At 67.9% G+C, this 24,056-nt stretch carries 22 protein-coding genes; 6 read left to right on the top strand and 16 right to left on the bottom strand.

The features are described 5' to 3' along the window. The first annotated feature begins 5 nt into the window (after positions 1-5). From ACJH5R_RS13965 to ACJH5R_RS13945, 5 genes are read left to right on the top strand one after another with little or no spacing between them, the layout of a single operon-like run. Positions 6-959, top strand: coding sequence for a respiratory chain complex I subunit 1 family protein (locus tag ACJH5R_RS13965; RefSeq protein WP_406782214.1), 954 nt, complete (start codon positions 6-8; stop codon positions 957-959). Continuing rightward, positions 956-1,612 (top strand): hypothetical protein, encoded by a 657-nt coding sequence (locus tag ACJH5R_RS13960; protein ID WP_406757313.1) that lies wholly within the window; start codon positions 956-958, stop codon positions 1,610-1,612. Before ACJH5R_RS13965 ends, ACJH5R_RS13960 begins: the two co-directional genes overlap by 4 nt. Further along, positions 1,612-3,078 carry a proton-conducting transporter membrane subunit gene (locus tag ACJH5R_RS13955; RefSeq protein ID WP_406757314.1) on the top strand — a complete coding sequence of 489 codons (1,467 nt, stop codon included), beginning with the start codon at positions 1,612-1,614 and terminating at the stop codon, positions 3,076-3,078. Before ACJH5R_RS13960 ends, ACJH5R_RS13955 begins: the two co-directional genes overlap by 1 nt. Then, complete coding sequence (locus tag ACJH5R_RS13950; RefSeq protein WP_406782182.1) at positions 3,078-4,556, top strand: NADH-quinone oxidoreductase subunit C; 1,479 nt, start codon at positions 3,078-3,080, stop codon at positions 4,554-4,556. The genes ACJH5R_RS13955 and ACJH5R_RS13950 overlap by 1 nt, the downstream gene beginning before the upstream one ends. Positions 4,557-4,595: 39 nt before the next feature. Further along, the gene (locus ACJH5R_RS13945; protein WP_406782181.1) at positions 4,596-5,015 is read left to right on the top strand and encodes a MarR family winged helix-turn-helix transcriptional regulator; all 420 of its coding nucleotides are present in this window, start codon (positions 4,596-4,598) and stop codon (positions 5,013-5,015) included. 25 nt (positions 5,016-5,040) lie between these two features. Here the strand turns inward: ACJH5R_RS13945 and ACJH5R_RS13940 are convergent, their stop codons facing one another. The 3 genes from ACJH5R_RS13940 to rpsB form a co-directional block, all read right to left on the bottom strand. Then, positions 5,041-6,462, bottom strand: coding sequence for an amidase (locus tag ACJH5R_RS13940; protein ID WP_406782180.1), 1,422 nt, complete (start codon positions 6,460-6,462; stop codon positions 5,041-5,043). A gap of 104 nt (positions 6,463-6,566) precedes the next feature. Beyond that, complete coding sequence (gene tsf / locus ACJH5R_RS13935) at positions 6,567-7,382, bottom strand: translation elongation factor Ts (protein ID WP_406757318.1); 816 nt, start codon at positions 7,380-7,382, stop codon at positions 6,567-6,569. A 15-nt stretch (positions 7,383-7,397) separates the two neighbouring features. Continuing rightward, positions 7,398-8,234, bottom strand: a complete 837-nt coding sequence (rpsB, locus tag ACJH5R_RS13930; RefSeq protein WP_406757319.1) for a 30S ribosomal protein S2 — start codon at positions 8,232-8,234, stop codon at positions 7,398-7,400. Between the two features lie 235 nt (positions 8,235-8,469). On the opposite strand from rpsB, the gene ACJH5R_RS13925 reads away from it, so the two are divergent. Continuing rightward, a complete protein-coding gene (locus tag ACJH5R_RS13925) occupies positions 8,470-9,009 on the top strand; it encodes a M23 family metallopeptidase (protein ID WP_406757320.1) in 540 nt (179 codons plus the stop codon). Here ACJH5R_RS13925 and ACJH5R_RS13920 read toward each other — a convergent pair. From ACJH5R_RS13920 to ACJH5R_RS13860, 13 genes are all read right to left on the bottom strand, one after another. Continuing rightward, entirely contained in the window at positions 8,963-9,832 is an 870-nt protein-coding gene (locus ACJH5R_RS13920; RefSeq protein ID WP_406782179.1) for an alpha/beta fold hydrolase, read from the bottom strand. The genes ACJH5R_RS13925 and ACJH5R_RS13920 overlap by 47 nt on opposite strands. A gap of 2 nt (positions 9,833-9,834) precedes the next feature. Continuing rightward, positions 9,835-10,734: a tyrosine recombinase XerC gene (locus tag ACJH5R_RS13915; protein WP_406757614.1), complete on the bottom strand. Its 900-nt coding sequence runs from the start codon at positions 10,732-10,734 to the stop codon at positions 9,835-9,837. A gap of 34 nt (positions 10,735-10,768) precedes the next feature. Continuing rightward, a complete protein-coding gene (locus ACJH5R_RS13910) occupies positions 10,769-11,929 on the bottom strand; it encodes an alpha-hydroxy-acid oxidizing protein (protein ID WP_406782178.1) in 1,161 nt (386 codons plus the stop codon). Between the two features lie 4 nt (positions 11,930-11,933). Continuing rightward, a complete protein-coding gene (locus ACJH5R_RS13905) occupies positions 11,934-12,791 on the bottom strand; it encodes a siderophore-interacting protein (RefSeq protein WP_406782177.1) in 858 nt (285 codons plus the stop codon). Between the two features lie 32 nt (positions 12,792-12,823). After that, positions 12,824-13,972 (bottom strand): DNA-processing protein DprA, encoded by a 1,149-nt coding sequence (gene dprA, locus ACJH5R_RS13900; protein ID WP_406757324.1) that lies wholly within the window; start codon positions 13,970-13,972, stop codon positions 12,824-12,826. After that, a complete protein-coding gene (locus ACJH5R_RS13895) occupies positions 13,969-15,480 on the bottom strand; it encodes a YifB family Mg chelatase-like AAA ATPase (RefSeq protein ID WP_406782176.1) in 1,512 nt (503 codons plus the stop codon). Before ACJH5R_RS13895 ends, dprA begins: the two co-directional genes overlap by 4 nt. Further along, positions 15,481-15,846 (bottom strand): YraN family protein, encoded by a 366-nt coding sequence (locus ACJH5R_RS13890; protein WP_406782175.1) that lies wholly within the window; start codon positions 15,844-15,846, stop codon positions 15,481-15,483. A gap of 122 nt (positions 15,847-15,968) precedes the next feature. Further along, positions 15,969-17,690: a cytochrome c oxidase subunit I gene (gene ctaD / locus ACJH5R_RS13885; RefSeq protein WP_406782174.1), complete on the bottom strand. Its 1,722-nt coding sequence runs from the start codon at positions 17,688-17,690 to the stop codon at positions 15,969-15,971. 100 nt (positions 17,691-17,790) lie between these two features. Further along, on the bottom strand, positions 17,791-18,456 hold the full coding sequence (locus tag ACJH5R_RS13880; RefSeq protein WP_406757328.1) for a GNAT family N-acetyltransferase: 666 nt from the start codon (positions 18,454-18,456) through the stop codon (positions 17,791-17,793). A 56-nt stretch (positions 18,457-18,512) separates the two neighbouring features. Continuing rightward, a complete protein-coding gene (locus tag ACJH5R_RS13875; RefSeq protein ID WP_406782173.1) occupies positions 18,513-20,024 on the bottom strand; it encodes an acyl-CoA synthetase in 1,512 nt (503 codons plus the stop codon). Further along, on the bottom strand, positions 20,021-21,418 hold the full coding sequence (locus ACJH5R_RS13870) for a wax ester/triacylglycerol synthase family O-acyltransferase (RefSeq protein ID WP_406782172.1): 1,398 nt from the start codon (positions 21,416-21,418) through the stop codon (positions 20,021-20,023). Before ACJH5R_RS13870 ends, ACJH5R_RS13875 begins: the two co-directional genes overlap by 4 nt. Further along, positions 21,415-22,827: a WS/DGAT/MGAT family O-acyltransferase gene (locus tag ACJH5R_RS13865; RefSeq protein WP_406782171.1), complete on the bottom strand. Its 1,413-nt coding sequence runs from the start codon at positions 22,825-22,827 to the stop codon at positions 21,415-21,417. Before ACJH5R_RS13865 ends, ACJH5R_RS13870 begins: the two co-directional genes overlap by 4 nt. Then, a complete protein-coding gene (locus ACJH5R_RS13860) occupies positions 22,827-23,990 on the bottom strand; it encodes an alpha/beta hydrolase (RefSeq protein ID WP_406782213.1) in 1,164 nt (387 codons plus the stop codon). The genes ACJH5R_RS13865 and ACJH5R_RS13860 overlap by 1 nt, the downstream gene beginning before the upstream one ends. Between the last annotated feature and the right edge of the window lie 66 nt (positions 23,991-24,056).

Below are 24,056 nucleotides of genomic sequence, written 5' to 3'. Positions count from 1 at the left end.
ACGTCATGGCTTACCTGGCGGGTTTCGTGCAGGTCGCCGGTGTCGTCGCGGGCGCTCCCCTGGTCATCGGGCTGATGCGCCAAGTGCGGGCCCGCGCCGAGGGCCGCGCCGGTGCCGGGATCTGGCAACCCTGGCGTGACATGCGCAAACTGCTGGGCAAGCAGAACCTCAAACCACGCGGCACCACCTGGGTGTTCGCCGCGGCGCCGGTTGCCCTGGCCGCCACCACCCTGGTCATCGTCGCCGCCGCGCCCCTGGTGGCGACCGGCTCGCCGCTGGACCCGATCGCCGACCTGATCACCGTTGTGGGCCTGCTTTTCCTGGGCACCGTGGCTCTGACACTGGCCGGCATCGATACCGCAACCGCCTTCGGCGGAATGGGCGCCAGCCGCGAGATCACCATCGCGGCCCTGGTGGAACCGACCATCCTGGTGGCGGTGTTCGCGTGCTCGATCCCGGCGAACTCGGCCAATCTGGGGGCCATCGTCGGCTACACCAGCCAGCACCCCGGTCAGGTGATCTCGCTGGCGAGCGCCTTGGCGTTCGTCGCGCTGGTCATCGTGATCGTCGCCGAGACCGGCCGGCTGCCGGTGGATAACCCGTCCACCCACCTGGAGCTGACGATGGTGCACGAGGCCATGGTGCTCGAATACGCCGGACCCAAGCTGGCGCTGGTCGAATGGGCCAGCGGCATGCGGCTGACGGTGCTGCTGGCGCTGCTGGCGAATCTGTTCTTTCCGTGGGGCATCGCGGGTGCAAACCCCGGTGCGCTCGAACTGATTGTCGGTGCCGGCGCGATCGCGCTCAAGGTGGCCGTGCTGGCCGCGATCATGGCAGCCGTGGAGGTCTTCCTCGCCAAGCTGCGGCTGTTTCGGGTGCCCGAACTACTCGCCGGGTCCTTCGTACTGGCATTGCTCGCCGTGACGGCGGCGAACTTCTTCTCGGGGGCAGGCGGATGACCTACGTCAACATGCTGGACCTGGCTGCCGGTGGCGTGCTGCTGGCCGCGGTACTGGCGGTCTGGCATCGCGACCTGTCGGTGGTGGTGCGCCGGTTGCTCGTCGCCCAAGGTGTCGCGCTGGCCGCCATCCCGGTGATTCGCGGTGTGCACGACCATGATCCAGCCCTGCTCCTGGTGGGCCTCGGTGTGCTGGCGGTACGTGCGGTGCTGCTGCCGTGGCTGCTACACCGGGCATTGGGCGCCGAACGCCAGGAACGCCGCGAGTCCGCTCCCCTGGTCAGCACCACCGCTTCGCTGCTGATGGTCACCGCACTGGTGGTCGCGGCGTTCACCATCGCCCAACCGGTGGTCGCACTGGCACCCAGTACCTCGACCAACGCCGCCCCGGCGGCCATCGCGACGGTGCTGATCGCGCTGTTCATCATGGCGACCCGCCGCCACGCCATCTCACAGGCCGTCGGGCTGCTGATGCTGGACAACGGGATCGCTGCGACCGCGTTCCTGCTGACCGCCGGCGTCCCGCTGATCGTCGAACTCGGCGCCTCGCTGGATGTGCTGTTCGTCTTGATCGTGCTCGGAGTGTTGACCGGACAGCTGCGCAACGCCTTTGGCGGGGTGGACCTGGACCTGTTGCGGGAGCTGCACGACTGATGACGCTTCTGATCCTGCTACCCCTGCTGGCACCGGTGCTGGCCGCACTGTGTTCGGTGGTACTCGGCTGGCGGCGGCTCAGCGCCGCCGTCACGGTGTTGTCGGCCCTGACGATCCTCGGATGCGGTGTCGCCCTCGGTTTTCAGGTCGGCGATCAGGCGCATCTGGTTCTGAACGGCCTGCTGCGTGCCGATGCACTGTCGGTGACCATGCTGATCGTCATCGGTGTCGTCGGCAGTCTGGCCAGCTGGGCGAGCATCGGTTACATCGGTGCCGAACTGGCTCGTGGGCACACCGATGATCGCGGCGCGCGGTTGTACGGCATCCTGACTCCGGCGTTCCTGGCGGCGATGGCTCTTGCGGTGTCGGCCAACAACATCGGCGTGGTGTGGATCGCGGTGGAGGCCACCACGATCGTCACCGCGTTCCTGGTCGGGCACCACCGCAGCCGCGCCGCCCTGGAGGCCACCTGGAAATACGTCATGGTGTGCTCGGTGGGCATCACCATCGCCTTCCTGGGCACCGTGCTGCTGCATTTCGCCACGCTGCATGCCGGAGCCGTCGGCGAAGATGCGCTGGACCTGGACGTGCTGGCCGCCCATGCCGCTGGGCTCGACCCGGCGGTGACCCGGTTGGCGGGCGCACTGCTGCTGATCGGCTATGGGGCCAAGATGGGCCTGGCGCCGTTTCACACCTGGCTCGCGGATGCGCACAGCCAGGCCCCGGCACCGGTTTCGGCGTTGATGAGCGGGGTGCTGCTCTCCGTCGCGTTCTCGGTACTGATCCGGGTCAAACCGATCATCGATGCCGCAGTGGGCCCGGATTTCCTGCGGACCGCACTGTTGGCCGCCGGTTTGGTGACCTTGCTGATCGCAGCGTTGCTGCTCACCATCACGACCGATCTCAAGCGGATGCTGGCCTATTCGTCGATGGAGACGATGGGTTTGATGGCGGTCGCGGCGGCGGCCGGCACTCAACTGGCGATCACGGCACTGCTGCTGCACGTCCTGGCTCACGGCATCGGCAAGACCGTGCTGTTCCTGGCCGGCGGGCAGTTGCAGGCCGCCCACGGTACGACGGCGATCGGCGAGATCACCGCGGTGTTCGGCAGATCCCGGTTGATCGGCGGTGCGTTCGCGGTCGGGATGGTGGTCCTGCTCGGATTGCCGCCGTTCGCGATGTTCGCCAGCGAGGTGGCGATCGCGATCTCGCTGGCCGACGCCCGGCTGGCGTGGGCGCTGGGCGTGGCACTGCTGGCACTGCTGGTGGCATTCGCCGCATTGCTGCGCAACTCCGGCAGGATGCTGCTGGGCACCCCGGGCGCCGACAGTCCGTCGATCCCGGTGCCGGTGACGGTCGCTGGCGCGCTGGTTGCCGGGGTGCTGGCCTCGCTCGCCCTGGGTGTGACCGCGGGCCCGCTTTCCGAACTGTTCAGCACTGCCGCAAGCCAACTCGGAGTCCGCTGATGAGCCCCATCACCCGCGCCCAGCCGGTCACCGACAGCCAACTCGTCGGCGCGGCAACCGCCCTGTTAGCCGACGGGTTCCGGCTTGCCCTGGTAGCCGCCCACGACGACGGGGCCACCCTGCGGGTGGTGTACCTATTCGTCGCCGGGCGCCCGGATCGCCGCACTGAACTGATCCTGACCGTTCCGACGGACAACCCGGAGATACCGTCACTGGCCCGGATGTCGTTTCAGGCCGGCCGATTCGAGCGCGAGATGCTCGATCTGTATGGGATCACCCCGATCGGACATCCGCAGCCGCGCCGCCTGGTACGGCATGCGCATTGGCCAAACGATTGGCACCCGATGCGCAACGATGCCGGGCCACCTGGAGACTTCGTTGCGGCGGACCACTTTCCCTTCCTGACGGTGGACGGCGCGGGGGTGTACGAGATCCCGGTCGGTCCGGTGCACGCCGGTCTGATCGAGCCGGGCCACTTCCGGTTCTCGGTCGTCGGCGAATCGGTGTTGCGTCTCAAGGCACGATTGTGGTTCGTGCATCGCGGAATCGAGCGGCTCTTTCAAGGCCGGGCCGCCGCCGGGGCGGTCGATCTGGCCGAACGGATCAGCGGTGACACCTCCGCCGGCCACGCGCTCGCACACAGCCTGGCGGTCGAAGACGCCCTCGGTGTCGAGCTGCCCGATTCGGTGCACCGGCTGCGGGCATTGCTCGTCGAGCTCGAGCGCCTCTACAACCACGTCGCCGACCTGGGCGCCCTGGCCAACGATGTGGGTTTCGGCCTGGCCAACGCACATACCCAGCGAGTCCGTGAACTTGCGCTGCGCATCAACGCGCAGGTGACCGGACACCGGTTGTTGCGCGGAGCGATCAGTCCCGGGGGTGTTGCGCTGCAAGCACTCCCCGACCCTGAGCGGCTGCAGGATCTGGCTGATGACGTCGCCGAGATCGCCGAGCTGACGTTGGGCAACTCGGTCATTTACGACCGGTTCGCCGGTACCTCGGTATTGCACCGCGAGGACGCCGTGGCGATGGGCACCCTGGGCTATGTGGCTCGGGCCAGCGGGATTGTCACCGACGCCCGCCTCGACCATCCGACCACCGATCTTCCGGTCACCGAGGTGACGGCAAGCGCCGGCGACGTCCTCGCCCGCTATACCGTTCGCCGCGACGAGTTCGCGGCGTCGGTAGCACTGTGCCGCAACCTGATCGACAACCACGACGGGCCGATCGATGTCCGAGCGCAACTTCCGGCGCCGACCGGTCCTCGCAGCGGGGTCGGCATCGTTGAGGGCTGGCGCGGCAGCATTGTGCACCGGGTCGAGATCGAGGCCGACGGCGTCATCGGCCGCGCGAAGATCGTGGACCCGTCCTGGTTCAACTGGCCGGCGCTGCCGGTGTCGATGACCGACACCATCGTCCCGGACTTCCCGCTGACCAATAAGAGCTTCAATCTGTCCTACGCGGGAAACGATCTATAGCGGCTCAGCGCAGAGACCTTGTATGTCAGGATATTTGATATGGAAGACGTGGACGGTGCCCCGCTGGGATATCTGCTGTACCGGGTCAGCTCGGCGCTGCGCCCGCAGGTGACCGCGGTACTCGGACCGCTGGGGCTGGCCTTACCCGAATTCGTCTGCATGCGGGTGTTATCGCTGCGTCCCGGGCTGTCCAGCGCCGAACTGGCGCGCCACACCGGCGTCACCCCGCAGGCCATGAACACCGTGTTGCACCGATTGGAGAACCGCGGCGCGGTCAGCCGCCCGGAATCGGTGCCGTCCGGGCGGGCGCTGCCGGCGAACTTGACCGAGGCCGGCCGGGATCTGCTGAAGCAGGCCGAGGATGCGGTGCGCATCGCCGACGGTCGCGTGCTGGCTGCGCTGAGCGCGGCCGAGCAGCATCGGTTGCGGCAGATGTTGGAGCGAATCGGCGCGGAGTGACTGCTGGGTTGATGGCGGCGACCCGCTAGGCCCGGGCGGCGATCGTGGGCCAGGGCTTCGCGGCCTCCAGTTCGTAGGCCAACTCCAGCAGCCGGGCGTCCTGCCCGAGGGGGGCGCTGAACATCATGCCCACCGGCAAGCCGGCCGCGGACTCGGCCAGCGGCAGCGAGATCGCCGGTTCGCCGGTGGCGTTCTGCAGCGGAGTGAACGCCACCCAGTCCATCAGCCGGTCGATGACCTGCTCATAGCTGGCCGTGGGGTCCAGATGGCCCACCCGAGGCGTCTCGTGGGCCAGCGTCGGCGTGAGCACGACGTCGTAGTCGCCGTACATCTTCGAGGTGTGCCGCCGGCGCACGGACGCCAACCGGGCGACCGCCAGCGGCAGCCGGTAGAGGTGGCGGCTGGCGTGGCGATCGAGGCCCAGGGTCAGGTTGTCCAGCCGGCTGCGGTCGAAAGTGGGACCGAACATCCGTCGTCCGCCCCGAACCAACGCGGTCGCCAAAAACGCCCAGTAGAGCAGGAAGTCGTCGGCGAAGTGCGCCGGTACCGGTGGACGATCGAGATACTCGACGCGGTGACCCAGTTCCTCGAGCAGGGCCGCGGTCTTCAAGGTCAGCTCACGCATCTCCGCAGACGTCTCGCGGGCGATCGACTGGGTGATCACCGCGACCCGCAGGCGCTGAGCACCCGGCGCCCGGATGTCGCCGATCGGCGGCAGCTTGGTGTTGCGCGAGATCCGTTCCGCCTCTGCGTAAAAGGCGGCGGTGTCGCGCACCGAACGGGTCACCACTCCGTTGAAGACGATCCGTACCGGCATGGCACGCAGGTCCTTGTCCAGCGGCAGGCGACCTCGCGACGGCTTGAGGCCGACCAGTCCGTTGCAGGCCGCGGGGATGCGGATGGACCCGCCGCCGTCGTTGGCGTGCGCGATCGGCACCACCCCGGCAGCGACGAACGCCGCCGACCCCGACGACGACGCGGCAGCGGTGTAGTCGGTGTTCCACGGGTTGCGGACCGCGCCGATCCGCGGATGCTCGGCCGAAGCGCTGAAGCCGAATTCGCTCAACTGGGTCTTGCCCAGCGCGATCAGCCCGGTGCTGCGGTACAGCTTGGCGAAGTCGCCATCGACGGCGGCCGGGTGGGGCTGCCAGGCGTCGGTGCCCTGCATGGTCGGCATCCCGGCGACATCGACGTTGTCCTTGATAAACGTCGGGACTCCTTGGAAGAACCCCGAGTGGCCGCCGCTGCCCTGCCGGGCGGTCGCCCGGGCGCGGTCGAACGCCCGGTAGGCCAGGGCGTTCAGCTGCGGGTTGACCGCTTCGGTGCGCGCGATCGCGGCGTCGATGAGCTCGGCGGCGGACACCGCGCCCGATCGGAGTCGTTCGACCAAGCCAACCGTGTCGGAGTCACCGAGCGCATCGTCGCCGAAGGCGTGCACATGTTGCATGCCGGTGACCTTATCCGACGAAGGCGCCGGGCCCGTGACGCCCAAACGAAATCACCGCCAGGCCCGATCAACGGGCGCTGGCGGTGATTTTCGTACGAAAGTGACTAGCCCTGTCCGACCTCGAACCGCACGAAACGGGTCACGGTCACGCCGGCCTCGTCGAGCAGCGCCTTGACGCTCTTCTTCGAGTCGGACACCGACGACTGGTCCAGCAGCACGACGTCCTTGAAGAAGCCGGTGACCCGGCCTTCGACGATCTTGGGCAGGGCAGCCTCGGGCTTGCCCTCCTCCTTGGCCGTCTCTTCGGCGATGCGACGCTCGTTGGCCACCAGCTCGGCGGGAACGTCGTCGCGGCTCAGGTACTTGGCCTTGAGCGCGGCGATCTGCAGCGCCACGGCGTGAGCCGCCTCGGTGTTGTCGCCGCTGTACTCGACCAACACACCGACGGCCGGCGGCAGGTCGGAGGCCCGCTTGTGCAGGTAGGTCTCCACGGTGCCGTCGAAGTAGGCGACGCGACGCAGTTCGAGCTTCTCGCCGATCTTGGCCGACAACGCCTCGATGGCCTCACCGACGGTGCGGTCACCGATCTTGGCGCTCTTGAGCTCCTCGACATCGGAGGTCTTGGCCGCCGCGGCGGCGGTGACGACCTCGTCGGCGAGAGCCTTGAACTCGTCGTTCTTGGCGACAAAGTCGGTCTCGGAGTTCAGCTCGATCAGGGCGCCGCCCTTGGCCGCGACCAGACCTTCGGCGGTGGCACGCTCGGCGCGCTTGCCGACATCCTTGGCGCCCTTGATGCGCAGCACCTCGACGGCCTTGTCGAAGTCGCCGTCACTCTCGGCCAGCGCATTCTTGCAGTCCATCATGCCTGAGCCGGTGAGTTCCCGAAGCCGCTTAACGTCGGCAGCGGTGTAGTTCCCCACTGTTGTGTGCCTTTCCTACGATGCGTCGGTGGTGGTTTCGGCGCCGGCAGCCGCGGCGTCCGCGTCGGGCGCCGCCGTGGTGGCGCCCGCCAGCAGTTCCTGCTCCCACTCGGCCAGCGGCTCAACCGTTTCGGCCGCAGCCTTGCCCTCGCCGTTGCCCTGACCTGCCCGGGCCTGCAGCCCCTCGGCCACCGCGGAGGCGATGACCTTGGTCAGCAGAGCCGCCGAGCGGATGGCGTCGTCATTGCCCGGGATCGGGTAGTTCACCTGGTCGGGGTCGCAGTTGGTGTCGAGGATCGCGATGACCGGGATGCCCAGCTTGATGGCCTCCGCGACCGCGAGGTGCTCCTTGTTGGTGTCGACGACCCAGACGGCCGACGGCACCTTGTTCATGTCGCGGATACCGCCGAGGCTGCGCTCCAGCTTGTTCTTCTCGCGGGTCAGCATCAAGATTTCCTTCTTGGTGCGACCTTCGAAGCCACCGGTCTGCTCCATGGCCTCGAGTTCCTTGAGGCGCTGCAGGCGCTTGTGCACGGTGGAGAAGTTGGTGAGCATGCCGCCCAGCCAGCGCTGGTTGACGTACGGCATCCCGACCCGGGTGGCCTCGGCCGCCACCGATTCCTGAGCCTGCTTCTTGGTGCCGACGAACATGATGGTGCCGCCGTGCGCGACGGTCTCCTTGACGAACTCGTACGCCTGGTCGATGAACGTCAGCGTCTGCTGCAAGTCGATGATGTAGATGCCGTTGCGGTCGGTGAAGATGAACCGCTTCATCTTGGGATTCCAACGACGGGTCTGATGCCCGAAGTGGGCGCCGCTGTCCAGCAGCTGTTTCATGGTTACGACAGCCATGAGTCCATGGTTCCTTTTTTGTCGGTTGTCGCCCGGCGTCGGGTGAGGCCGGGCCCTGGTGCCTGCTGAGATGTCGGACCCCTGTCGGAGACCACCCGGCATCTGCGTTGTGGCGCAGGCACGCGAAGTCAGCCCGCATAAGCGAACTGCGCAAATGAGTTTACACCGTCCGAGCAGGTGCTTTGTCCACAGCGGTGACTGGCCCGATTCGGGGCTACCGAGGTGAACTGGGCACATGCGATGCGTGCCATTGTTGCTGGTCGGGGGACTTTTGCTGGCGGCCCCGGCACACGGCGACACGGTTCGGCTGGATTGGCCGCTGCAGCCGCGCCCGGCGGTGGTGCGGCGATTCGACGCCCCGCGCCCGGATTGGCAGCGCGGCCACCGGGGGGTGGACCTGTCCGGGGAACCGGGCCAGCCGGTGTACGCCGCCGGCGCGGGAACGGTGGTGTTCGCCGGGCGTTCCGGTGGACAGCCGGTGGTCTCACTGGCCCATCCCGGCGGGTTACGCACCAGCTATCAGCCGGTGTCCGCGGCGGTCCGGGTCGGTCAGCTGGTGGCCGCCGGATCGATGATCGGCACTTTGGAGTCCGGCCACCCAGGCTGCGCCGCGTGCCTGCACTGGGGCGCGATGTGGGGGCCGGCGTCACGGGCCGACTACGTCGATCCGTTGGGATTGTTGGTCTCGACGCCGATCCGGCTCAAACCGGTATCTGGTGTGAGCGCGACTACCGCGGCGGCAGTCGACGCAGGAAATCCATCATGGCGGCGATGACGACGTCAGGCTGGTCCCGTTGGACCCAATGGCCTGCGCCGGCAACGACTTTCAGCTCGGCGTGCGGGATCAGTTCGGCGGCCGCTCGCGCGCGCGCCACGGGCACGCCGACATCCCGGTCGCCGTGAATGATCAGCGTCGGACACGGGAACGACGCCAGCTGCGCCGTGTAGTCGGTTTTCAGCCGGTTCCACAACATCTCGTCGCGCTGCCATTGCTCGAACGCGACAAACCCGGGTTGACGTGCGGCGGAGATGATCTCCGCGATCAGTTCGGGGCTACGTTGGGCTGGATCACGGATCAGCGATTTCAGACTCCAGGTCAGCGCGGCGCGATTGGTCGCCATCCAGCGGGTGGCGAGATCCAGTGCACCGGTGCGCTGCATCGCCCACGCCAGCATGTGCCGGCCGCCGGCCAGCCGCGGCATCAGCCCGTAACTGTCCAACAGTAGTGCCGCGGTGACCCGTTCGGGGCGGTCCAACACGTGCCCGATCGTCAGGGCCCCGCCCAGCGACAGCCCACCGACGGCGTAGTGATCCAGTTCGAGCGCGTCGACGAACTCCCCCACGTAGGCGACCAGCCGCTGCTGGGTCACCCGCCACGTGGGCAGCGGGCTCTTACCGCAGCCGGGATGATCAGGAGCGATGACCCGCAAGCCGCCGGCCGCCAAGCGTGGCCCGACCTCGCCCCAGGACAGCTCGGCGCTGTCCGTGCCGCCCCCGTGCAGCAGCACCACGGTCCCGGCCGCCCAGGAAGCGGGATCGTCGGGACGAAAGTCGAGGTAGGAGACCAGTCCCGACGGCAGTTCGACAGTTGACCGCACCGTCACGCCCGCGGGTGGGCCTGATCGTGCACGGCACGCAGCCGGGCGACGGTGACGTGGGTGTAGAGCTGCGTGGTGGCCAGGCTGGAGTGACCGAGCAGCTCCTGCACGATCCGCAGGTCTGCCCCACCCTCCAACAGATGCGTGGCTGCCGTGTGCCGCAGCCCGTGTGGCCCCATATCCGGTGCTCCCCCGACCGCGGCGACGGTCTGGTGCACCACGGTGCGGGCCTGACGCGGGTCGAGGCGACCGCCGCGTGCACCGAGCAGCAACGCCGGGCCGGAGTCCGACGTTGCCAGCGGCGGGCGCCCCCGGGCAAGCCATGCCTGCAGCGCGTCGGCGGCGGGCTCCCCGAACGGCACGGTGCGTTGCTTGTTGCCCTTGCCCACCACTCGCAACACCCGTCGCGAGCTGTCGACGTCGTCGATGTCGAGGCCGCACAGTTCGCTGACCCGCACCGCAGTGGCGTAGAGCAACTCGGCGATCAGCCTGTCCCGCAATGCCAGGGGATCATTTTGCTGCGCACCGGATTTCGCAGCAATCATCGCGTCGTGCGCCTGGTCTCGGCGCAGTACCGCCGGCAACGTCCGGCGTGATTTCGGCAGCTGCAGGCGCGCACCGGGATCCGATGCCAGCAGCCCCCGCCGCGCCGCCCAGGCGGTAAAGGTCTTGACCGTCGAGGTGCGGCGCGCCAGTGTGCTGCGGGCCGCACCGGCGCCGGCCTGCGCGGCCAGCCAGCTGCGCAGCAGTGGAAGGCTCAGGCCCTCGATACCGGTATGGCCCTGTGCGGCGAGGAATCCGAACAACGATCGCAGGTCACCGAGATAGGCGCGCCGGGTGTGGTCGGAACGGCCCCGCTCCAAAGCGAGGTACTCGTCGAACTCGTCGAGAATCGCGTCCACACCGACCACGGTCTCAGACATCGCTCGACGGCGCTCAGGTGACGCGCCGCAGCGTTTCCGGGGTGAGATCAAGCCGTGACGGATAGCCGTCCACAGCCATGATCAGGTCTGCTTCGGCCAGCAGCGAGCGCAGCACGTGCACGATCCCGGCGGTTCCGCCCAGAGCCAGTCCATAGGCATACGGCCGGCCGATACCCACCGCCGTGGCCCCCAGCGCAAGGGCCTTGATGATGTCGGCGCCGGTGCGGATGCCCGAGTCGAAGAGCACCGGCATCCCGTCGGCGGCCGCCACCACGTCGGGCAGGCAGTCCAGCGCCGGCAGTCCGCCGTTGGCCTGGCGGCCGCCGTGCGTGGAGCAGTAGATGCCGTCGACGCCGCCGTCTCGGGCACGCCGCACATCGTCGGGGTGGCAGATCCCCTTGACGATCAGCGGCAGGTCGGTCAGCGACCGCAGCCACGGCAAGTCATCCCAGGTCAGCGGGTTTCCGAAGGTCTGGATCCAGGACAAGATGGCGGCTTGCGGGTTTTCCTCGGGCGGCTGGGCCAGCCCCGCCCGAAACACCGGGTCGGACCAGTAGTTGGACAGGCAGTGCCCGCGCAGCTGCGGGAAGTTCGAGGTGGCCAGGTCACGCGGACGCCAGCCCGGAACCCAGGTGTCGAGGGTGACCACGATGGCCTTGTAACCGGCCGCCTCGGCGCGGTGCACCAGACTGGCGGCCAGCTCCCGGTCCTTGGGCGTGTAGAGCTGAAAAAACCCTGGGGTGTCACCGAATTCGGCGGCGACATCCTCGAGCGGGTCCGCGGTGAGGGTGGACACCATCATCGGAACTCCGGTGGCAGCCGCGGCACGTGCGCTGGCCAGGTCGCCGTGACCGTCCTGCGCGCAGATCCCGATGACACCGATCGGCGCCATGAAGACCGGCGAGGGCAGCCGTAATCCGAACATCTCGATCGACAAGTCGCGCTCGGCGGCGCCGACGAACATCCTCGGTATGAGCCCCCACCCGTCGAAAGCGGTGACGTTGGCCCGCTGGGTGCGCTCGTCACCGGCACCGCCGGCCACATATGACCACACCGAGGGGGAAAGCGCCGCAGCGGCTTTGGCCTCCAACTCGGTGTAAGTCATCGGCAGCGCGGGCAGCACTCCGGCCAGGCCCTGCAGGTAGATCTCGAACTGGTAATCCCCGAATGCCATCGCGTTAGCCTGTCTGTTCTTCGGCTGATTCTTTAGCGGCGAGCTCTTTCTTCCACTGCCGGAACGTCTCTTCGGTGCGCCCGCGACGCCAGTAACCCGAGATCGATGCCCACTTCGCGTCGACGCCGCGCTCCTTGCGGACATAGGGCCGCAGGTTATGCATGACCGCCTGGGCCTCGCCGTGGATGAAGACCTGAACCTGGCCCGGTGGCCAGGCCGCGGTGGTGACCGCCTCGATCAGCGGCGCGTTGTCCCCGGCCCGCTCCTGCCCTACCAGGTCGGCCCGTCCCCCGCGGTGCAGCCAGTTCAGCTCGATCCCGTCCGGCGCATCCAGCGCGATCTCGTCCTCGGGCCCGGCGACTTCGAGAAACGCCATGCCCACCGCGTCTGCCGGCAGGGCCTCCAGTGCGGCCGCGATCGCCGGCAGTGCGCTCTCGTCACCGGCAAGCAGGTGCCAGTCCGCATCGGGGTCAGGCGCGTAGGCGCCGGCGGGCCCCATCAGGTAGACCGGATCGCCGGGCTCGGCGCCGACTGCCCACGGGCCGACCACACCGTGGTCCCCGTGCACCGAGACGTCGATGCCGATCTCCCGGGCCAGCGGATCGGCGCGGCGCACCGTCAGGGTGCGGACCACCGGACGCTGCTCGTCCGGCAGGCCCGCGAAGCTGTCCAGCGTCAACGGTTGCGGCAATGCTGCGACGTCGACGTCGTAGCGCACAAAGACCACCTTGACGTACGAATCGGTGAACACGCTGGGCGTGAATGTATCGAAACCGGTGCCGCCCAACACCACTCGAATCATGTGTGCCGACGCCTGCTCGGTGCGGACAACTTCGAAGGTGTGAACCGGTCGTCCCGCCACGCTGTCTCCCGTCTTCGGCCTGCTCCAGCCGACTATACGAGCTGCCGCTTCGGGCGGGTTATCGCCCAGCTTCCGTCGCGCCGGGCCACCAGGCCGGCGACCTCGAGCATCGCCAGCGGCCCGAATACCTGCGACGGCGCCAGCCCGGAGGCCACGGCGATCTGATCGACGGTGACCACGCCGCGCCCGGGTAGCGCTTCGTAGACCTGACGTTCGGCGGCGCTGAGCCCGTCCAAAGGTGTCACCGGCCGCGGCGGATCGTCGGCAAGTTCCCCAACCCGCCCCACCAGCTCGATCACTTCGTCGACCCGGGTTACCAACTCGGCGCCGCCGCGCAGCAGTACGTGGCAGCCGGCCGAGGCCGCGCTCGTGACCGGGCCGGGGACCGCGGCCACCGGCCGGCCCAGCAGCCGGGCCCACGCGGCGGTGTTGGCCGCTCCACTGCGCAGTCCCGCCTCCACCACCACCGTCGCACCTGCGAGCGCCGCGACCAGCCGGTTGCGGGTCAGGAACCGATAGCGGGCCGGACGTACCCCGGGCGGATACTCGGTGACTAACAGGCCGCTGGCGCCGATGCGATGCAGCAGCGCGGAATGGCCTGCCGGGTAGGCGATGTCAATGCCCCCGGCCAGGACCGCCACGGTGGTGCCGTCTGCGGCCAGCGCCGCACGGTGCGCCGCGCCGTCGATTCCATAGGCGCCGCCGGAGACCACCGCCACGTCGCGTTCGGCTAATCCGGCGGCCAGATCCGCGGCCACCAGCTCGCCGTAGGCGGTTGCTGCCCGGGTGCCGACGATCGCGGTGGCTCGCTCGGCGATCTCGTCGAGGCGAGCCGGACCCACCGCCCAGAGCACGAGCGGTGGCCGACAATCCGGTTTGTCCGCGGCCTCGGCGCCCCCGAAGCCGGCGAAGGCCAGCACCGGCCACTCGTCGTCGTCGGGGGTGACCAGGCGGCCTCCGCGGCGGTCGAGGTTCTCCAGATCGTCGGCAGCGACGTCGATCTCGCGTCGGGCCTCGGTGTGGCGGGCCAGCTCCGGGCCGACTGCACCGCACCGAATCCGTTCCGCTGCTTCCACTGGACCGACGCGGTCGACCAGTACGGCCAGCTCCGGGCGCGGCGGCTCGGCAACCCGGGACAGGTAGGCCCACGCCCGCTTCGTGGTGGCGTCTGTGGTGGTCATCGGGCCGCACCCGCTTGGCGGAAGCTCAAGGCCGCGGAGACCTCGTCCAGTCCCGGAGACGCCCGCCCGGCCAGATCGCAAAGGGTCCACGCGACCCGCAGGGTGCGGTTGGCACCCCGGATCGATAGCAGACCGCGGTCCAGCGCAGTGCGCAGCGGGGCCATCGCCTCGGCGCTGAGCCGAAACTTGCGGCGCAGCAACGCCCCGCTGACCTCGGCATTGGTGTGGAAGCCGTGCGGTGCCCACCGGTGTGCTGCGGCGGCGCGCGCCTGCGCGACCCGGCTGCGCACCGCAGCGGTCGACTCCCCATCCGCCGCCGAGAACGCACCCGCGCGCACCGGATGCATCTCCACTCGCAGGTCCACCCGGTCCAGCAGCGGACCGGACAGCCGGCCCAGGTAGCGCCGCTTCTCCATCGACTTACAGGTGCAGTCCCTGGGGTCGGCCGGGGCGCATGGGCACGGGTTGGCCGCCATGACCAACTGGAAGCGGGCCGGGTAGCAGGCCACCCCGTCGCGGCGGGCCAGCCGGATTTCCCCGTCTTCCAGCGGTGTACGCAGCGCCTCTAGCGCACTGACCCGAATCTCGGCGCACTCGTCGAGGAACAGCACACCTCGGTGAGCGCGGCTCACCGCGCCGGGCCTGGCCATCCCGGAGCCGCCGCCGACCAGCGCCGCGACGCTCGAGCTGTGATGCGGCGCGATGAAGGGCGGCCGGGTGATCAGCGGTGCACTGCCCGAGAGCAGACCCGCGACCGAATGAATGGCGGTGACCTCCAGCGACTCACTGTCGGTGAGCGCCGGGAGCAGTCCGGGAAGGCGTTGGGCCAGCATGGTTTTACCGATGCCGGGCGGACCGGTCAGCATCAGATGATGGGACCCGGCGGCGGCCACCTCGACGGCGAATCGGGCCTGAGCCTGGCCGACCACCTCGGCCAGGTCCGCGACCGGCTCGGCCACCGGGGCCGCGGTGGTGATCCGGTCCTGCAGCCGCGCGGCCCCCTCCAGCCAGCCGTGCAACTGCCCCAGCGTCGCCACGCCGTACACGTCGATGCCGTCCACCAGGCTGGCTTCGGCGAGGTTGTCCACGGGAACCACCGCGGCAGCCCAGCCGTCGTTCTTGGCGGCCAACACCGCGGGCAGCACCCCGTGGACCGGCCGCACGCGCCCGTCGAGTGCGAGTTCCCCCAGCAGCACCGTCTTCTCCAACCGGGACCACGGTGCTTTGCGGTCGGCGGAGAGCACGGCGGCGGCCAGCGCGATGTCGTAGACGGAACCCATCTTCGGCAGCGTCGCCGGCGACAGTGCCAGGGTCAACCGGGCTGCGGGCCAACGCTGCCCACTGTTGGTGATCGCCGCGCGGACGCGATCCCGCGACTCCTGAAGTGCGGCATCGGGCAGCCCCACCAGGTGCACCCCGGGAAGCCCCGAAGTGATGTCAGCCTCGATCTCCACGATCAAGCCGTCGAGGCCGCGTACCGCCACCGAGAACGCCCTCCCCAGAGACATTCAGCTCACCCCCTGTAGGTGCGTGATCTCTGGGGTTCGGCTGCGCCCGATCCGCACCCCGATCACGTCGAGACGTACTTGGTCCCAGTGCGCCTGCTGGCCCACAAGCCACGCACCGGCCAGCCGACGCAACCGGCGTATTTTTTCCGGTGGCACCGCGTACGCCAGCCCGCCGAAACCCTCACCGCTGCGGGTCTTCACCTCGACGAACACCACGGTGCGCGCCACCGGGTCCGCGGCAATCACATCCAGTTCGCCGTACCGGCAGCGCCAGTTGCGGGCCAAAATGGCCCAGCCCTGTCCGATCAGATGGTCGACGGCCAGTTGTTCTCCGAGGGCGCCCAGCTCGGTGCGAGACGTTGTCATGCCGGTCAGGGTCGGTCAATGCCCCGACACCGTCGAGCCGAGATGATCCGAAATCAGCTGCCAGGCAGGCAGTTATCCCCAGCCTGGCTTTCATCCACAGCTGCAGATGCCGAGATTCCGGCTCACTCGCTGCGACCGCGGACCCGTTGCCGCCGCCCCACGTGGGCTTCGGCGTGCAACCGTTCCGTCATGTGGGGATAGTGCAATTCGAAGGCGGGGCGGTTCGAGCGGATCCGGGGCAGTTCGGTGAAGTTGTGCCGCGGCGGCGGGCAGCTGGTGGCCCATTCCAAGGAGTTGCCGTGGCCCCACGGATCGTCAACGGTGACCGGCTCGCCGTAGCGGTAGCTGCGGAAGACGTTCCAGATGAACGGGAGCATGGAGACGCCCAAGACGAATGCGCCGACCGTCGCCACAATGTTCAGCCCTTGGAAGCCGTCGGTGGCCAGGTAGTCGGCGTAGCGCCGCGGCATCCCGGCCGCCCCGAGCCAATGCTGCACCAGAAAGGTGGTGTGAAAGCCGATCAGCGTCAGCCAGAAGTGGAGCTTGCCCAGCCGCTCGTCGAGCAGTCGGCCGGTCATCTTCGGAAACCACAGATAGATACCCGCGAAAGTGGCGAACACGATGGTGCCGAACAACACGTAGTGGAAGTGGGCAACGACGAAGTAGGTGTCGTGGACGTGGAAATCCAGTGAGGGGCTGGCCAGCATCACGCCGGTCAGGCCACCAAGCAAGAACGTCACCATAAAGCCGATCGAGAACAGCATCGGCGTCTCGAAGGTCAGCTGTCCTCGCCACATCGTGCCGATCCAATTGACGTATTTGATGCCGGTCGGCACCGCGATCAGAAACGACATCAACGAGAAGAAGGGCAGCAGCACGGCCCCGGTCGCGAACATGTGGTGCGCCCAGACCGAGGCGGACAGGAAGACGATGGCCCACGAGGCGTAGATCAACGTGGTGTACCCGAACAGGGGCTTGCGACTGAATATGGGAAGTACTTCGCCGATGATGCCCCAGAACGGTAGCGCCACGATGTAGACCTCGGGGTGACCGAAGAACCAGAACAGGTGCTGCCACAGGATCGGCCCGCCATTGGCCGGGTCATAGACATGGGCGCCCAAGTGGCGCTCGGCGGCCAAGCCGAACAACGCCGCAGTCAGGACGGGAAATGCCAGGAAGATCAATACGCTGGTTGCCACGATGTTCCAGGTGAAATTCGACATTCGGAACATCGTCATTCCGGGTGCGCGCAGGCAGACCACCGTGGTGACCATATTGACTGCGGCCAAGATGGTTCCGAGCCCCGACACGATGAGACCCACAATCCACAGGTCAGCGCCGGGGCCCGGTGAATGGACGCCGTCACTGAGTGGCGCGTAGCCGGTCCAGCCGAATTCCGCAGCGCCCCCGGGGGTGATGAATCCCGCCAGGACCAGGAGCCCGCCGAACAGGAACAGCCAGTATGACAGGGCGTTGAGGCGCGGGAAGGCGACATCGGGGGCACCGATCTGCAGCGGCAACACCAGGTTGGCGAAACCGAAGGCAATCGGCGTGGCATACAGCAGCAGCATGATCGTGCCGTGGATGGTGAACAGCTGGTTGTACTGCTCATTGGACAGAAACTGCAGGCCCGGTGCGGCCAGTTCGGCGCGCATCAGCAACGCCATCAGTCCTGCGGTCAGGAAGAAGCCGAAGGCCGTCACCACGTACATCTGGCCGATCACCTTGTGGTCGGTGGTCGCCAGCAGCTGGACAATCGCCTCGCCGCGGCGCTTGCCGCGCGGCGGGAACGGTCTGGGTGCGACAACCTCGGTGGGAGCCGCGCCGGCCTCGCCGATGACCATTGCTCTCCCGTCACACGCACGACAGCGATCAGCTGTGTGGCCGGGATACCCCTAGGGGGCAAGCCGAAACCCCGGGGCGTCCCGGGGCGACGATCCGCTGTTAGCCGGCGTGCGCACCCGGTGCTCGAACGATCAACGGCACTCCGGGAAAGTAGGCCGCCATCTCGGCGCGGGCCCGGCGCAATGCGGCGGTGCCGTAGCCCTTCTTGCGGTGTTCGGGATGAATCCAGATCCGCACGTTGACCTCACCGTGGTTGAGGTCGCCGAAGACCATCCCTACCTTGTGCCCGCCGTCGATCGCGACGAACAGCGCCGCGTCCTCGTCCTCGACGCGCGCCAGCGCCGAGCTGATCTCGTCGCCGATGTCGTCGGCCGGTCGACCGGTGCCGTCGGCGCTTGCGCCGACGTCCGTGGTCCGGTCCGCCAGAATGTCGCGGTCCTGCTCCCCGGAGAAAATCCGGAGCGCCAAGGTCTCGCCGGAACTGGCCGGCCGGTCACCGAGGGTGAACGTGAGCTCGTTGTTCAAGTCGTTGAGCTCGTCGGCGATCTTGTCCCGCGACTGCTTGGTGAGCTGATCCAGCGACATTCCGATCACCGCTTCGCAGCCCAGCGGCGAGACGCCCAGGAGGTCAGCGATAGCCTGCACGGCCGACGCGCGGTCGTCCGAATCGACGATCACATCCAGCACCTCGTGGCGGCGTTCCATAGCCTTGAGCAGGGCATCTGTGATTTCACGGCGGGAGACGGCACGGTCGACAGCGGTCATAGGTGTCAGCCTAGACCGAACTGCACGCCGACGCGGGGGTGTTCATTTGCGAGGCGTCAGCCTGCGAATTGCTCGCGCAGGACCCGCTTGAGAATCTTGCCGGTCGGGTTGCGCGGAATGGCATCGGCGAAGATCACCTTCTTGGGCATCTTGTAGCGCGCGAGCTTGGTCCCGCACTCGGCGATGATGTCCTGCTCGCTCAGCGCGCCCTGGTCGCCGACGACGATCGCGCAGGCGATCTCCCCCCACTTCTCGTCGGGCAGCCCGATGACCGCCACCTCGCTGACGCCCGGGATGCCGATCACCACGTTCTCGATCTCCGCCGGGTAGATGTTCTCGCCGCCGGAGATGATCATGTCCTTGAGGCGATCCTTGATGTACAGGTAGCCCTCGTCGTCGATCTCGCCGATGTCGCCGGTGCGGAACCAGCCGTCGTCGAAGGCGCCGCGGGTGGCGCCCGGGAGGTTCCAGTACTCCTTGAGCAGGAAGTCGGCCTTGATCACGACTTCGCCCTCGCCGCGTTCGCTGATCACCCCGTCGTCCCGGCGTACCCGAACGTCGGCGAACATGCAGGCCCGCCCGGCCGAGCCCACCTTGCGCAAGGCGTCGTCGCCGAGCAGCAGGGTGCCGCCGCCGCACGATTCGGTGAGCGCGTAGCCCTGCACGACCTGCATGTTCTTGGCGGCGTACAGCGTGATCAGCGGCTCGGGCATGGGTGCGCCGCCGGTGATGAAGAAGCGAAAGTCGGGGGCGACGAGTTCATCGAACCCGGGCACTTGGCGCATGAAGTTCAGGATCGCCGGCACCGCTCCCCCGATGGTCACCCGCTCCTGCACGATCAGCGACCACACCGTCGTCGGATCGAACTGCGGCATCGAGATCAGCGTGATGCCGCGCATGGCGCAGAAGATGACCGTCGTCAGCGCAGCCACATGGAACATCGGCAGCGGCAGCAGCACCCGGTCTCCGGCCCGCACGTCGACGGTCAGCGCCCACGACGTTGCCGCCGAGTGCACGGAATCATGGGTATGGACAACACCTTTCGGGCTCCCGGTGGTGCCCGAGGTATACATGATGAACAGGTTGTCTTCGCCGCCGCATTCGACGCCAGGTTCGTCCCCACGCACGGCTGCGAGGCGTTCGTCCAGCGAACCGGGACCGCCTGTTGCCGGCACCCAGTCGGTCACGGTGCAGGGATGAGTGGTGCCCGCCCGCACCGCGTCGGCCACCGGGGCGAATTCGGCCCCGTAGATCAGCGCTTTGCTGCCGCTGTTGGACGCGATGAACTCCAGTTCGGCTGCCGCGAGGCGGGTGTTGAGGGGCACGACGACGACCCCGATCTTTGCCGCGCCATAGAACAGGCCGCAGAACTCGACACTATTGGGCATCAACAGCGCCACCCGGTCGCCTTTGCCGAGTCCGAGCGAGATGAGCACGGCAGCACAGCGATTGGCCAGCTCATTGAACTGTGCGTAGTTCGTCCGCACCGATGACGACGGCTCGACGTACGCCTCGAGCCCGGGGCTGACGACGGCACGTTGTGCGAGCATGGCGCCGATGTTCTTCATGGTTTCCTCCGTGTCGTGGCCTGCAGACGCTGGAACGATTGGTCCATCAACCGGGCCAGCCGCAGGGGTTCGTCTACGGCCTCGGGTGCCGCACCGATGGCGATACGGACGGTGTCGTTGACGCTGGCGAAGGTGACGTTGAGTCCCGCGCCGGGCGGCAGGATCGGCAGGCCCAGGAACGCGACCAGCGGCGCGCCGGCCAGATAGAGCTGCTCGGCGGGTCCCTTCATGTTCGAGATCACCACGTTGGCGCTGGGCGCATTCCCCAACCCGGGCACGGAGTCTGACACGGCCATGCTGCCGGCCAGCAGCAGTGCATAGACCTGACGCGAGGTCGTCTGCATGCGGCGCCCCTTGGCCTTGGCATTCTTTGTCGCCCTGTTGATCTGTCGCAGCCGCTCCCCGATCCCTGACCCGGGGATGCCCAGGGAGATCAGTTCGGCGCTCACCTGATTGCCGCCCGCCCCGCCGGATCCGTGCGGCGCTCCCTCACGCAGCGACATCGGCATGAAGGCCACCAGTGGTCGATCGGTGGGCGCTCCGCGCTCGCCGAGGTAGGCGTGCAGCGCATCGTCGATGACGGTCATGACGACGTCGTTGACGGAGGTGTCGGTCGCCGAGGCCACGGCCTTGACGTCGGCGAGCGGCAGGCCGATGTCGGCGTAGGCACGGGCCGCCGATTTCGCGGTGTTGTTGAACAGCGTCCGGTGCGCAGTGAACGGCACCGACGCCAGGCGCGGCTTCAGGTGCAGCGCTTGTACGCCGAAGTCGAGGATGTCGGCGCCGATGCCGATCATGTCTGCGGGCAGGGTGGTCAGTCCCCGCAGCTGACTCTGCAGTCGCTCGGTCTGGGACACCCGGGGCTGCCGGCGGCGCACCTCGGCACCGCCCTCGGGTGCCATCCACGGGGCGGCCAGCCGCTCGTCGTCGGGTGAGTCGCTCATGAAGTTGCGCATCACCCGCAGCCCGCCCTCGCCGTCGATCAGGGCGTGGTGCACCTTGATCATGACCGCGAGACAGTCGTTCTCGAGGCCGTCGATGAGGTAGCACTCCCAGAGCGGACGGCTACGGTCCAGTAGCCCACTGTTCAGGGTGGAGACCAGCTCATAGAACTGCGCCATCGTGCCGGGCGCAGGTAGGTCGATCTGGCGGACGTGGTTGGCCATGTCCGGCTCTACGGTCTCCCACGCCGCGATCCCGGCGCCCGCCCAGCTGAGTTTGTGGTTGAACGGCTTGACCGCCCGGCTGTGCAGATAGGCGTCGAACAGGCGGGGACCGAACGTCGATTCCTGCCCCTTCGGCTTTCTGAAGATCGTCATGGCGGCCATGTGAAACGGCCGGTTCGGGTTCTCCAACAACAGAAATGTCAAGTCCGTCGGGCTGATTGCGCTCATCGGGCGACCTCGTTGGCTTCGGCCACGGCGAGCAGGGCGTTCAGTTCGTCGATGAAGTAGCCGAACAGTTGCCAGCCGTCGTCGAGGACTTCCCGGTCCGCCAGCATGCAGATGTTGGCCTGACCGCAGTAGCTCCACATGGTGATGTTGAGCGCGGTGCCGTCGACGAGTTGGCCGGTGGAGAACCAGTTGTCGAGCTTCCAGTTGTCGAGGTAGAGCGCGTCCTTGGGGCCGGGAACGTTGGACAGCACCAGATTTCCGAACAGGCTGAAACTGCCACCCCGGCGGTGAATGGCCTTACGAATGAGGGTGATCCCCCAGGGTGGAACGATCTGCAACAGCGTGCTGATGTCCGCGCCGACCTCCTTGACCGCCTTGATGTGTTCTTTCATCTCGAGGTTCGCCGTGCGGCTGGCGGCCAGGCGCTGCAGTGGGTCGGCGATGTCGCTGCGCAGCCAGCAGAAGTCTTGGGTCGCGAAGTTGCCGCGGCCTTCCATACCGGTGGGCCGTTCGCCGGCGAACGGGGTGGCGCCGACCAGCGGATGCTCATCGGGGTTGTAGTCCATGGCGATCAGCAGACGGCGTACCGCACCGGCCACACAGCTGCTGAAGACGTCGTTGATGGTGACGTCGAGCGCTTTGCTGACGGTGACGAAGCTGTCCAGCGGCAGGCTGTCGCATACGAACGTGCGCCCGGCGCTGAGGTTGACGTTCAGCGGGGTCTGCCGCATCATCGCGGCCGCCGGCGGTGGCGGTGCGCCGGCAGATTTGCGCCGCCGTTCCAACCTGACCCGCTGCCACAGCCCGGTGGCGACCTTCGGCAGGTTGGCGATGGCGACTTCGGGAAAGTCACGAACCGCCCAGCCCAGGCGCCGCAGCCACGACGGTAGCGGCGGTGGGTCATAGGGTGGGGGCGCGTCGGACTTGACGCCCGGCTGCGGCTGGTAGAACCGCTGCATCAGCCACGACGCGCCGACACCGTCGACGTAGGCGTGGTGCACGAGCATCACGCATGCGACCTTGCCGTCGGCAAGACCTTCGACGACCCACATCATCCACAGCGGTCTGCTGCGGTCGAGTTGGTAGGCGTAGATGTCGGCCATGAACTCGCACAGGCTCTTGTGGTCGGCCGGCGGCGGGCAGGCCACCCGGCGAATGTGGTAGTCGAGTTGGAAGTCCGGATCCTCAACCCAGTACGGATGATTGAGGCCGAGCGGCGAGTCGAGATACTTCCACCGCAAGACCGGCATCAGGTGCAGCCGGCGCGCCGCCTCGGTACAGAATTTCTCGAAGGACCAGCCGTCGGGGTCGGTGGTCGGGTCGATGATCGCCACCTTGAACGTATGCATATACGCCTTGGGGGTCTCCATGCCGAGCATGAATGCGTCGACCCCGTTGAGCCTCTCCATTATCGCCTCCGCGCCGTATGGTTGCCGTGCTTGCCGGATTGCTTGCGGCCCAACCGATACGACCGATGGACCTCACCGAGGAAGATCCCGATCGCCGTCACGGTCGACGGGGTTCGCGCACCGTCGGTCATGTCGAAACCGTGGTGGGCTCCGGGCAGCTCCAGATAGGCCACGGGCGCCCGCGAGGTCGCACGCAACGCGTCCACGAAGGCAACCGCCTGGGCTACCGGAATGATGGTGTCGGCGGTGCCGTGCACCACCAGGAACGGCGGCGCATGCGGCCCGACCCGCGCAATCGGCGATGCGGCCCGAAACACCTCGCGGAACCGGTCGTGGCGCTTGCGCACTACGACCCGCTCAATGAAGTCCATGAACCGGCGCCGCTCCGGAGTCGATCGGTCTTCCCAGTCGTAACGGCCGTAGATGCCCACCACAGCGTCCACCGACGTGTCGGCGTCGGGCGACAGATCCGCTTGCAGGCTGCGGTCCCCGGCGCTCAGCCCGACCAGGGCGGCCAGGTGGCCACCGGCCGAAGCGCCCGCAATGGCGACGAAATCGCCGTCTCCGCCCAAGGTGTCGGCGTTGGCCCGCGCCCAGGCAACCGCGGACTTGACATCGTTGAGGTGGCGCGGCCAGCGATTGCGCGGCGAGACGCGGTAGTCGATCGACAGGCACAGCCAGCCCTGGTCGGCGAGGTGACTCAGCAGCGCGTCGCCCTGTAGCGCGCGGCGGCCGTGCACCCAGCCGCCGCCCGGGACGAAGATCAGCACCGGCGCCGACATGGCCAGGGGCCCGGGCCGGCGCCAGATGTCCAGCACCTGTTCGGGCGAGTCCCCGTAGCTCACCGATGCCCGGTAGAGGTATCGGCGCCGGTTCCGGTGGTAGCTCAACACCGGTGGCAGCCGCCCGGGCGACGGCCAGTCGATGTCGAGCCGTTCGGCGGCAACGACGTCCTGCAGGGCATTCACGCAGGCCTGCGCCGCGCTCTTGCTGGGTTGCTCATCGCGCGCACCGCGTCGCGGCACGAACATTCCTTTGACCGCCGCGGAGGCGATACCGGGAGCGCGGCCCCCGACCCACAGACCCGCGGCAACCAGCGTGCCGAACGGGGTGAGGCGCTTGCCCACGACGGGAACGGTCGCCAACGACTCGCTCAGCGCCATGAGGTAGTCGACCGGACCGGTCCGCTGTTCGACATCCACGTCTGGTTTCACGTTGTGCCTCCTGTG

The organism is Mycobacterium sp. SMC-19 (genome assembly GCF_045310815.1).
GTDB lineage: Bacteria > Actinomycetota > Actinomycetes > Mycobacteriales > Mycobacteriaceae > Mycobacterium.
This window is presented reverse-complemented; position numbering and strand designations above follow the sequence as displayed.

Coding starts and splice junctions, on each gene's coding strand:
- ACJH5R_RS13965 (WP_406782214.1), top strand. CDS start 6: ATGGCTTACCTGGCGGGTTTCGTGCAGGTCGCCGGTGTCGTCGCGGGC.
- ACJH5R_RS13960 (WP_406757313.1), top strand. CDS start 956: ATGACCTACGTCAACATGCTGGACCTGGCTGCCGGTGGCGTGCTGCTG.
- ACJH5R_RS13955 (WP_406757314.1), top strand. CDS start 1,612: ATGACGCTTCTGATCCTGCTACCCCTGCTGGCACCGGTGCTGGCCGCA.
- ACJH5R_RS13950 (WP_406782182.1), top strand. CDS start 3,078: ATGAGCCCCATCACCCGCGCCCAGCCGGTCACCGACAGCCAACTCGTC.
- ACJH5R_RS13945 (WP_406782181.1), top strand. CDS start 4,596: ATGGAAGACGTGGACGGTGCCCCGCTGGGATATCTGCTGTACCGGGTC.
- ACJH5R_RS13940 (WP_406782180.1), bottom strand. CDS start 6,462: ATGCAACATGTGCACGCCTTCGGCGACGATGCGCTCGGTGACTCCGAC.
- rpsB (WP_406757319.1), bottom strand. CDS start 8,234: ATGGCTGTCGTAACCATGAAACAGCTGCTGGACAGCGGCGCCCACTTC.
- ACJH5R_RS13925 (WP_406757320.1), top strand. CDS start 8,470: ATGCGATGCGTGCCATTGTTGCTGGTCGGGGGACTTTTGCTGGCGGCC.
- ACJH5R_RS13910 (WP_406782178.1), bottom strand. CDS start 11,929: ATGGCATTCGGGGATTACCAGTTCGAGATCTACCTGCAGGGCCTGGCC.
- dprA (WP_406757324.1), bottom strand. CDS start 13,972: ATGACCACCACAGACGCCACCACGAAGCGGGCGTGGGCCTACCTGTCC.
- ACJH5R_RS13895 (WP_406782176.1), bottom strand. CDS start 15,480: ATGTCTCTGGGGAGGGCGTTCTCGGTGGCGGTACGCGGCCTCGACGGC.
- ACJH5R_RS13890 (WP_406782175.1), bottom strand. CDS start 15,846: ATGACAACGTCTCGCACCGAGCTGGGCGCCCTCGGAGAACAACTGGCC.
- ctaD (WP_406782174.1), bottom strand. CDS start 17,690: ATGGTCATCGGCGAGGCCGGCGCGGCTCCCACCGAGGTTGTCGCACCC.
- ACJH5R_RS13880 (WP_406757328.1), bottom strand. CDS start 18,456: ATGACCGCTGTCGACCGTGCCGTCTCCCGCCGTGAAATCACAGATGCC.
- ACJH5R_RS13875 (WP_406782173.1), bottom strand. CDS start 20,024: ATGAAGAACATCGGCGCCATGCTCGCACAACGTGCCGTCGTCAGCCCC.
- ACJH5R_RS13870 (WP_406782172.1), bottom strand. CDS start 21,418: ATGAGCGCAATCAGCCCGACGGACTTGACATTTCTGTTGTTGGAGAAC.
- ACJH5R_RS13865 (WP_406782171.1), bottom strand. CDS start 22,827: ATGGAGAGGCTCAACGGGGTCGACGCATTCATGCTCGGCATGGAGACC.
- ACJH5R_RS13860 (WP_406782213.1), bottom strand. CDS start 23,990: ATGGCGCTGAGCGAGTCGTTGGCGACCGTTCCCGTCGTGGGCAAGCGC.